We start from the raw sequence: 9,379 nt of genomic DNA on the forward strand, positions 1-9,379 counted from the left end.
CGAGCTCGTCACGATCCTCGGCGGCGAGACGCGGCGCATCCGCTACGCCAAGAACCCGCCGACCGTCATCATGCTGGCCGGCCTCCAGGGTGCCGGCAAGACGACCCTCGCCGGCAAGCTCGGGCTGTGGCTCAAGGGCCAGGGCAAGTCGCCGATGCTCGTCGCGGCCGACCTCCAGCGCCCCAACGCCGTCAACCAGCTCCAGGTCGTCGGCGGGCAGGCCGGCGTCACGGTGTTCGCCCCCGAGCCCGGCAACGGCGTCGGCGACCCGGTCAAGGTCGCCACCGACGGTCTCGCCGAGGCTCGCCGCACCCTCCATGACGTCGTGATCGTCGACACCGCCGGTCGCCTCGGCATCGACGCCGAGCTCATGCAGCAGGCCGCCGACATCCGCGCCGCGGTCGATCCCGACGAGGTGCTGTTCGTCATCGACGCGATGATCGGCCAGGACGCCGTCGTCACCGCCGAGGCATTCCTCGAGGGCGTCGACTTCACCGGCGTGGTGCTGACCAAGCTCGACGGCGATGCCCGCGGCGGCGCGGCGCTGTCCGTACGCTCGATCACCGGCCGGCCGATCATGTTCGCGTCGACGGGCGAGAAGCTCACCGACTTCGACGCGTTCCACCCCGACCGCATGGCGTCGCGCATCCTCGACATGGGCGACATGCTCACGTTGATCGAGCAGGCCGAGAAGGTCATCGACACCAAGGACGCCGAGAAGGCCGCCGAGAAGCTCATGGGCGGCTCGTTCACGCTCGACGACTTCCTCAGCCAGATGGAAGCCATCTCCAAGATGGGCTCGATGTCCAAGCTCGTCGGGATGCTCCCCGGCATGGGCGCCATGAAGGAGCAGCTCGCCAACTTCGACGAGCGCGAGGTCGACCGCATCAAGGCGATCATCCGCTCCATGACGCCGGCCGAGCGCGACAACCCCAAGATCATCGACGGCTCCCGGCGCACCCGCATCTCCAGGGGCTCCGGCACCCAGGTCAAGGACGTCAACCAGCTCGTCGACCGCTTCTTCGACGCCCGCAAGATGATGCAGCAGATGGCCAAGGGCGGCGGCGGAGTTCCTGGTATGCCCGGCATGCCGGGGCTTCCCGGTGCCGGCAAGCGGGCCGGCGCCAAGCAGAAGCCGCAGCAGAAGAAGAAGGGCAAGCGCGTCTCCGGCAACCCCGCCAAGCGCGCCGCCGAGGCTGCCGGCGCACCCAAGAAGGACGGGGCGAACGCCTTCGGCTTCCCGGCCGGCGGCAACGACGAGTTCGAGCTGCCCAAGGAGCTCAAGGACCTGCTCTGACGACGGCCCGGTGTCCGGCCGCGACGTAGGGGACATACTGTCGAGGCATGAATCCGCTGCCGCTTGTCGTGGTCATGGGCATCTCGGGGGTCGGCAAGTCCGCGATCGGACATGAGCTGGCTGATCGATTCGACATCGAGTATGCCGATGGCGACGACTTCCACCCCGAGTCCAACATCGCCAAGATGTCCGCCGGCACCCCGCTGACCGACGAGGATCGCTGGCCCTGGCTGGCCGACATCGGCGGGTGGCTCAACGAGCACGACGCCTCGGGTGGCGTCATCAGCTGCTCCGCGCTCAGGCGGGTCTATCGCGACGTCCTCGTCGACGCCGCACCGCGTACGTACTTCCTGCACCTGACCGGCGACCATGACCTGATCAAGTCCCGCATGGAGCATCGCGAGCACTTCATGCCGGCGTCGCTGCTGACGTCGCAGGAGCAGACCCTCGAGCCGCTGCAGGACGACGAGAACGGCTGGGCCTTCGACATCACCCCCTCGCCCGCCGAGATCGTGGACGAGTTCGTCGCCCGCGCCGGGCTCACTCGCTGACGGTCATTCGCGGACCCGAGGTCGCGCGGGCAGCCAGCGGCGCACGACCAGTCCGGTGGCGACCACCGGAAGCGCCAGCGCGACCATCAGCGCGGACGTCGACAGCCACACCGAGAGCAGGGCGACCACGGCGAAGATCGCCAGCGCCACCAGCTCGCTGAGCAGTCCGGAGACCGAGGTGACCGTCGCTCGTGCGGACCCCTCGATCGCGTCCTGGAGCCGGGATTCCGCGACGACCGTGGCATTGGTCAGGATGCCGTAGCCGAGGCCGATCAGCGCGAAGCCGGCCACGCCGATGAGTCCTGCGCCACCGAGCGCCGAGCCCGCGGCGAGCGCGACGCCCGCGACGACCAGCACCCGCGACATGGTCGACGAGCGCATCTCCGCCGTACGGCCCGCGAGCAGGGAGCCCACCAGCGATCCGGCGACGGTCAGACCCAGGAGCAGGGGCACCGTCTCCGTCGAGGCGCCTCCGTCACGAGCCAGCAGGCCGAAGTACTCGTCGAGGGCGGTGAAGCCGAACAGGATCGCCGCCAGCATCACCCCGCCCCGCACGGTGGGTCTGCGCAACGCCTCGGTCGTGCCGGACCGCAGCATCGAGACGTACGTCGTGAACACTCCGCCGCTGGGCCGGACCGACGCCGGGACCGGCTCGGGGTCGTCCTCGGGGTCGTCGACGAGGGCCACCGGCACGGCCTGCGGAGCGCGGGGGAGCGACGCCGCGACGCCCGCCTGTGCGAGGACGACGGCGACGCTGGTCCAGCCGACGAGCGCGTAGCCGCCGAGGTGGAACAGCGGCGCGGCAGCGAGGATGCCGACCAGGGCGCCGGCCTCCCCGGCCGTCGTCGCGAAGCCGAGTGTCCGCGGGTACGCCCGGGTCGTGCCGCGCGCGGCGAGCTCGTCGTACAGCAGTGCCTGGAACGTGCCGGAGTGGAGCGACCCTCCGAGTCCCCACAGCACGAATCCGGCGGCGAAGCCCGCGTACGACGGCAGGAGCGTCCAGGTCGCGAACCCGGTCGCCGTCAGCAGCGACCCCAGGACCAGGAGTCCGCGGCGCGAGACCGTGTCGGCCCAGGCGCCGGACGGGACCTCCAGCAGGAACGCCGTGCCGGACCACAGGAACAGCAGCGAGGAGATCTGCGCCGTGCTCAGGCCGTGATCGGCGAACAGCAGCGCGTAGAGCGCATAGAGCGGAATCAGCTCGCCGAGGCCGGACCAGGCGACGGCGCGGAGCGTGAGGGCTCGGTCAGAGGGTCAAGGTTCGGTTGCCGGGGAACGCATGGATCCACTCTGGAAGAGCGCAGCAGGCCTCGTCAAGGCTCGAGGGCTGGCCTTCATGACACAGGACCCGCCAGGCTCACGACGCCAGGAATGCGGCCACGCGATCCTTGGGGCGACCGATGATGGCGCGGCCCCCGCGGACGAGCACTGGGCGCTGCATGAGCCTCGGGTGCTCGACGAGCAGGTCCGCCACCGCCTCGGGCGTCACGTAGTCGTCGGCGTCGAGTCCCTGCGCCTTGAAGAACCCGTCCTTGCGCACGAGGTCGGCCGGTGGGTCCTCGAGCTTGGCCAGGAGGTCGAGCAACTCGGCACGATCCAGCGGCTTCTTGAGGTACGGCACGACCTCGGCGTCGACTCCGGCGGCGGACGCTTCGTCGAGGGCGTGCCGTGAGGTCGAGCAGGCGGAGTTGTGCAGGATCGTGAGGTCAGGCATACCGCGAGGATAGAGCCGACTAGAACTCCGACGGCTCCGAAGGGTAGGTGTCTTCCTCGTCGGGGAGCACGGGATCGGCGTCGGGGTCGATGGCCGGGTCCGTCAGGGGATCGAGGTCAGGGTCGAATACGGGGTCGGCGGGATCCGTCGGCGGCATCTCGATCGGGTCGAGTGGAGAGCTGTTCATGAGCGCATCCTTCGTGGTGTGAGCGGGTACTTCTAAGACACCTTCTCAGGAGTCGGCGATCCTTCGTCGCCGTTCGTCGGGTGTGGATGATCTGAAGAACGTACCGCCGAGCTCTCGCGTCAGCTGGCGTACGCCCACCGCCATCAGCAGCAGGGCGATGATCTCGGCGGCCAGTGCGAGCGGGTGGTGGGCAGGAACCTCGCCGAACACGGCATAGCCGAAGCCGACCGCGACGAGCACGTCGACCACGTTGAGCACCGGCATCGAGACGGACAACGGGGAACCCTGGAACGCGTGCTGGTTGAGGACGATGCCGCTCAAGCCGATGACGATCAGCACCCAGAGCGGCCAGCTCGTCAGCGCGGCCCGGAGGCCGTCGTCGGCGAAGGCGTTGGCGACCAGCTTGAGGACACCGGCGACCATCCCGAACAGGACGCCCGCGGAGCTGCCCAGCAACAGGCCGCGCGCGTTCTCACCGCGCGTACGCCGCGCGGCGTACGACAGCGCGGCCGCGACGACGGCTCCGATGCCGACCAGGATCAGTCCCGTGCGTGACTCGTTGCCGACCGGCCGGACGTCAGGATTGGCAGAGACCACGAACAGGGTCAGGCCGCACGCCGTGACGAATGCCCAGCTGATCTCGCGCGCGGACGGCAGGGCCTTGTCCAGCACGGATCGACCCAGGATCGCCATGACCATCCCGCTCGTCGCGATGGGCTGGACGACGGCGAGCGTTCCGGCTCGTACGGCAACGCCGTGGAGCACGAACCCGACCAGACCGATCAGGGTGCCGAGCACCCATCGCGGGCTGCGACCGAGGTGCAGCAGCAGCCCGACCGCGCCGCGCTTGCCAGGCGGTGCGGCACCCGCCGCCTGGTGCTGCATCGCATTCGAGATCGAGGCGCCGGCCGCGGAGCCGAGGGCAGCGAGCACCGCCGTCAGCATGCGGATCGTCCAGCGCTCACCTGATGACGGTATTCCGCTGCTGCGATCGTCGCCACATGCGACGATGACCGGATGTGGGAAGCCTTCTCGCACAACCTGAACGATCCCGCCGGTGCGGCGGTGCCGTTCTTCCTGCTGTTCATGCTGATCGAGATGGCCGCGGTGCGCCGCGAGGACCGCGAGGATCGCGAACATGCGGCCGCGGCGTCACCTCGGGGGATGGGCTACCTCAAGGAGGACACCCGGGCGAGCCTGACGATGTTCGTCGGCTCGATCGCGTTCTCGGCGATCTTCCGCACGGCCGCGTTCCTCCTCTACACCGTGCTCTACGTCCACCTCGCGCCGTGGCACCTGTCGGCGGCGAACCCGTGGACCTGGGTCGGCGTGCTGCTCGGCGTCGACCTGCTCTGGTACACCTACCACCGCTTCTCGCACCGCGTACGCCTCGGCTGGGCCGGCCACCAGGCTCACCACTCGAGCGTCTACTTCAATTTCTCGACCGCGCTGCGGCAGAAGTGGAACCAGTGGTTCGAGGTCGTGATCTGGCTGCCCTTGCCGCTGCTGGGCGTCCCGCCGTGGATGATCTACTTCACGTTCTCGATCAACCTGATCTGGCAGTTCCATCTGCACACCGAGAAGATCGACCGGTTCCCCCGCTGGTGGGAGGCGGTGTTCAACACCCCGTCCCACCACCGCGTGCACCACGGCTCGGACCCGATCTATCTCGACCGCAACTACGGCGGCATCCTCATCGTCTGGGATCGCCTGTTCAGGTCGTTCCAGCCCGAGCTGCACCGGCCGACGTACGGGCTGACCTACCCGGTCGGCACCTACAACGTGTGGAAGCTGCAGTACGGCGAGTACGTCAAGATCTGGCACGACGTCAAACAGGCACCGCGCTGGCGTGACCGACTGGCATACGTCTTCGGGCCGCCGGGATGGCAGCCGCCGCAGCCGGCCGAACGGGTGCCCGCGGACTAGTGCGTCAGGCCTTCTTGACGACGCTGGACTTGAGCTGCATCGGGCCGAATCCGTCGACCTTGCAGTCGATGTCGTGGTCGCCGACGCCGTCGACGAGGCGGATGTTGCGTACCTTCGTGCCGACCTTGATCGACAGCGACTGACCTTTGACCTTGAGGTCCTTGATCACCGTCACGGTGTCGCCGTCGTTGAGGACCGTGCCGTAGGCGTCCTTGACGACCCGCTCCCCAGGTGCTTCCTCGGCCTCGGTCGGGGACCACTCGTGCGCACACTCAGGGCACACGAGCAGGGCGCCCATCTCGTACGTGTATTCGCAGGCGCAGGACGGGCAGGGTGGCAGGTTCACGACATCAGGGTATGCGGTCAGCGGAAGCCGAACGCGTACCCGCCTGGGCGGCAACGGGCTGCCTGACGGTTCAACCCGTCGGCAAGAATGGCGGCATGGATCACGTTCGCTATGACGTCGACGAGAACATCTGCACCATCACGATGGACCGGCCCGAGGTGCGCAATGCCGTCGACGGTCCGATGGCCACCGAGCTGCGTGACGCGTTCCAGCAGTTCGAGGAGGACGAGTCGCTCGCGGTCGCCGTCCTCACGGGTGCCGGCGGTACGTTCTGCGCCGGTGCCGACCTGTCGGTGATCGACGACCCGGAGCGCCGTAACGAGCTGGACCCCGAAGGGCTCGGTAGCGGTCCGATGGGACCCAGCCGCATGGAGCTGACCAAGCCGGTCATCGCCGCGGTGGCGGGCCATGCGGTGGCCGGCGGTCTGGAGCTCGCGCTGCTCGCCGACCTGCGGGTCGTCGAGGAGGATGCGGTGTTCGGTGTGTTCTGCCGGCGCTGGGGCGTTCCGTTGATCGACGGCGGCACCGTACGCCTGCCACGCATCGTCGGCCAGGGCCGCGCGCTCGACATGATCCTGACCGGGCGCCCCGTCGGCGCGCACGAGGCACTGCAGATGGGACTCGCCAACCGCGTCGTGCCCGTCGGCGACTCGCTCACCGTCGCACACGACCTCGCCGAGCAGATCGCGGCGTTCCCGGCCGAGTGCATGAAGGCCGATCGCGCCTCGGCCTACCGCCAGTGGGACCTGCCGCTGGACGCCGCGTTGCGCTCGGAGGGCGCGAACGGCGTACCGATCGTGCTGCTGGAGGGTGCCGACGGCGCGGCTCGCTTCGCCGGCGGCGAGGGCCGTCACGGCGGGTTCTGACCCGGGAGAGCATCCGGGCCCGGCCGAATTGGAGCCATGGCCCGTGTTCTGGCAGAATGACCCCTTGCGTCCGGTACGCATGGAGACCCTCTCATCTTCGTGCCGCCCGGCTCACCGATTTCGTCGGCCGTGTCCCCACGCGGCACCGGCAGGTCACCACATACACACATCTGAGGAGACACCACACTCGTGGCAGTCAAGATTCGCCTGAAGCGTATGGGCAAGATCCGCACGCCGTTCTACCGCATCGTCGTCGCCGACTCGCGCACCAAGCGCGACGGACGCGTCATCGAGGAGATCGGCACCTACAACCCCAAGGCAGACCCGTCGATCATCAACGTCGACGGTGAGCGCGCCCAGTACTGGCTCGGCGTCGGCGCCCAGCCGACCGAGGCCGTCGCCGCGCTGCTCAAGATCACCGGCGACATCGGTGGCAAGAACACCATGAAGTTCGCCGACGAGAAGCGCAGCAAGGAAGACATCTTCCAGGACGCGCTCAAGGAGCTCCACAGCGAGCCCAAGGCCGACGCGACGACCAAGAAGGCCGCTGCAGCCAAGAAGGCCGCGGCGAAGGCTGAGGAGCCCAAGGCTGACGAGGCCAAGGCTGAGGAGCCGAAGGCCGAGGAGGCCAAGGTCGAGGAGCCCAAGGCCGACGAGGCCAAGGTCGAGGAGCCCAAGGCTGAGGAGCCGAAGGCTGACGAGGCCAAGGCTGACGAGGCCAAGGTCGAGGAGCCCAAGGCCGACGAGGCACCCGCCGAAGAGGCCAAGGCCTGATCGTGGCAGCCCCCATGATCGAGGTCATCGAGCATCTCGTCGCCGGCATCGTCGACAGTCCTGACGATGTCGACGTGCGTGCCAAGCAGACGCGCAACGGCGAGCTGTTCGAGGTCCGGGTCAACCCGGACGACCTCGGCAAGGTCATCGGTCGCCAGGGCCGTACGGCCACCGCCATCCGCAAGGTCGCGGGCGCGATCGCCGGACGTGGCGGCGCGCGCATCGACTTCGTGGACGTCGACCGCCGCAACTGAGCAGCATGCAGGTCGTCATCGGCCGCATCGGTCGCGCCCACGGCATCCGTGGTGAGCTGAACGTCGACATCCGAACCGACGAGCCCGAACGGCGTTTCGCCCCGGGCTCGTCGGTCGTTTGCGGCGACCGTACGCTCACGATCGCCCGCGCCCGGCACCACAGCGGACGCCTCGTCGTGTCGTTCGAGGAGATCCCGGACCGTACGGCCGCAGAGGCGCTGCACGGCCGGATCATCGAGGCCGAGATCGACCCGCTCGAGCTGCCCGAGGACCCCGACGAGTTCTACGACCACCAGCTGGTCGGGCTCGAGGCGCGTAGCGGCGACGACGTCGTCGGCACCGTGACCGGCATCGTGCACGGCCCCCACCAGGACACGCTCACGGTCGAGGTCGATGGCCGCGAGGTCTTCATCCCGTTCGTCACCGAGATCGTCCCGGTCGTCGACGTCAAGGGCGGGTTCGTGACGATCAACGAGGTCGCGGGGCTGCTGGACCCGGCCGAGGCCGAGACGAGCGACTGACGTGCAGATCGACGTCGTCTCCATCTTCCCGGCCTACTTCGACGCGCTACAGCTGTCCCTCGCCGGCAAGGCGCAGGTCGCCGGGCTGCTGCAGGTCACGACGCACGACCTGCGCGACTTCACGACCGACAAGCACCGCAGCGTCGACGACACCCCCTACGGCGGCGGTGCCGGCATGGTCATGAAGGCCGAGCCGTGGGGCGAGGCGCTCGACGCGCTGGCCACCGAGTCCGCCGTGATCGTCGTGCCGACGCCGTCGGGCGCCCCGTTCACGCAGCGCATGGCCGAGCAGCTCAGCACCGAGGAGCACCTGGTGTTCGCCTGCGGCCGTTACGAAGGCATCGACCAGCGGGTCATCGACCACGCTGCCGGCCGGTGGCGGGTCGAGGAGGTGTCGCTCGGCGACTTCGTGCTCAACGGGGGAGAGGTCGCCGCGCTCGCGATGATCGAGGCGGTCGTGCGGCTCATCCCCGGGTTCATGGGCAACCCCGACTCGCTCGTCGAGGAGTCGCACGGCGACGACGGGCTGCTGGAGTACCCGGTCTACACCAAGCCCGCGAGCTGGCGCGGCCTCGACGTGCCGCAGATCCTGCTGTCCGGCAACCATGCGGCGATCGCGGCGTGGCGTCGCGAGCAGGCGCTCGAACGTACGCGCGCGCGTCGCCCCGACCTGCTGGACTGACCCCGGCGCCCGATTTCCTCCGGGGGGTCCGCATGTGGCAACATTGACCCTTGGCGCCGACGATTCTGCCTCAGGGGAATCGTGTTCACCGCCGCTTCAAAACTTTCATTCGCAAAGCAATCCGTGGGTGACCTGTGGCACCAGCGAGGAGTAGACCATGACCAACATCGTCGACCAGGTCGCCAGCGCATCGCTGCGCACCGACATCCCCGATTTCCGCGCCGGCGACACGCTGGACGTGCACGTCAGGGTCATCGAGGG

At 68.8% G+C, this 9,379-nt stretch carries 13 protein-coding genes and 1 pseudogene; 9 read left to right on the top strand and 5 right to left on the bottom strand.

Annotation, left to right across the window (positions count from 1 at the left end):
• The coding region (gene ffh / locus V6M46_RS01155) for a signal recognition particle protein (protein ID WP_332661839.1) at nt 1-1,297 on the top strand (1,297 nt) is incomplete at its 5' end.
• 47 nt (nt 1,298-1,344) lie between these two features.
• Complete coding sequence (locus V6M46_RS01160; protein WP_332661840.1) at nt 1,345-1,848, top strand: gluconokinase; 504 nt, start codon at nt 1,345-1,347, stop codon at nt 1,846-1,848.
• A gap of 3 nt (nt 1,849-1,851) precedes the next feature.
• Here V6M46_RS01160 and V6M46_RS01165 read toward each other — a convergent pair whose 3' ends face one another.
• From V6M46_RS01165 to V6M46_RS01180, 4 genes are all read right to left on the bottom strand, one after another.
• Entirely contained in the window at nt 1,852-3,048 is a 1,197-nt protein-coding gene (locus V6M46_RS01165; RefSeq protein WP_332661855.1) for an MFS transporter, read from the bottom strand.
• 157 nt (nt 3,049-3,205) lie between these two features.
• Nucleotides 3,206-3,562 (bottom strand): arsenate reductase family protein, encoded by a 357-nt coding sequence (locus tag V6M46_RS01170; protein ID WP_332661842.1) that lies wholly within the window; start codon nt 3,560-3,562, stop codon nt 3,206-3,208.
• Nucleotides 3,563-3,581: 19 nt separating this feature from the next.
• Nucleotides 3,582-3,749 carry a hypothetical protein gene (locus V6M46_RS01175; protein WP_332661844.1) on the bottom strand — a complete coding sequence of 56 codons (168 nt, stop codon included), beginning with the start codon at nt 3,747-3,749 and terminating at the stop codon, nt 3,582-3,584.
• A gap of 45 nt (nt 3,750-3,794) precedes the next feature.
• Nucleotides 3,795-4,694, bottom strand: a complete 900-nt coding sequence (locus V6M46_RS01180; RefSeq protein ID WP_332661846.1) for a DMT family transporter — start codon at nt 4,692-4,694, stop codon at nt 3,795-3,797.
• Nucleotides 4,695-4,766: 72 nt separating this feature from the next.
• On the opposite strand from V6M46_RS01180, the gene V6M46_RS01185 reads away from it, so the two are divergent.
• Nucleotides 4,767-5,675, top strand: coding sequence for a sterol desaturase family protein (locus V6M46_RS01185; RefSeq protein ID WP_332661847.1), 909 nt, complete (start codon nt 4,767-4,769; stop codon nt 5,673-5,675).
• A 4-nt stretch (nt 5,676-5,679) separates the two neighbouring features.
• Here V6M46_RS01185 and V6M46_RS01190 read toward each other — a convergent pair whose 3' ends face one another.
• On the bottom strand, nt 5,680-6,021 hold the full coding sequence (locus V6M46_RS01190; RefSeq protein WP_332661849.1) for a zinc ribbon domain-containing protein YjdM: 342 nt from the start codon (nt 6,019-6,021) through the stop codon (nt 5,680-5,682).
• A 95-nt stretch (nt 6,022-6,116) separates the two neighbouring features.
• Here V6M46_RS01190 and V6M46_RS01195 point away from each other — a divergent pair, with 95 nt between their 5' ends.
• The 6 genes and pseudogenes from V6M46_RS01195 to V6M46_RS01220 all read left to right on the top strand — a co-directional run.
• Nucleotides 6,117-6,887: a crotonase/enoyl-CoA hydratase family protein gene (locus V6M46_RS01195; protein ID WP_332661851.1), complete on the top strand. Its 771-nt coding sequence runs from the start codon at nt 6,117-6,119 to the stop codon at nt 6,885-6,887.
• A gap of 189 nt (nt 6,888-7,076) precedes the next feature.
• A pseudogene (rpsP, locus tag V6M46_RS01200) lies at nt 7,077-7,508 on the top strand (30S ribosomal protein S16); the annotation flags it as partial.
• 167 nt (nt 7,509-7,675) lie between these two features.
• The gene (locus tag V6M46_RS01205; protein ID WP_056397763.1) at nt 7,676-7,915 is read left to right on the top strand and encodes an RNA-binding protein; all 240 of its coding nucleotides are present in this window, start codon (nt 7,676-7,678) and stop codon (nt 7,913-7,915) included.
• A 5-nt stretch (nt 7,916-7,920) separates the two neighbouring features.
• Nucleotides 7,921-8,436 (top strand): ribosome maturation factor RimM, encoded by a 516-nt coding sequence (gene rimM / locus V6M46_RS01210; RefSeq protein ID WP_332661853.1) that lies wholly within the window; start codon nt 7,921-7,923, stop codon nt 8,434-8,436.
• A 1-nt stretch (nt 8,437) separates the two neighbouring features.
• Nucleotides 8,438-9,118, top strand: a complete 681-nt coding sequence (trmD, locus tag V6M46_RS01215) for a tRNA (guanosine(37)-N1)-methyltransferase TrmD (protein ID WP_332661854.1) — start codon at nt 8,438-8,440, stop codon at nt 9,116-9,118.
• Between the two features lie 157 nt (nt 9,119-9,275).
• On the top strand, nt 9,276-9,379 hold a 104-nt coding region (locus V6M46_RS01220; protein WP_332661859.1), incomplete at its 3' end, for a 50S ribosomal protein L19.

Origin of the sequence: Aeromicrobium sp. (genome assembly GCF_036676885.1) — a bacterium.
GTDB lineage: Bacteria > Actinomycetota > Actinomycetes > Propionibacteriales > Nocardioidaceae > Aeromicrobium.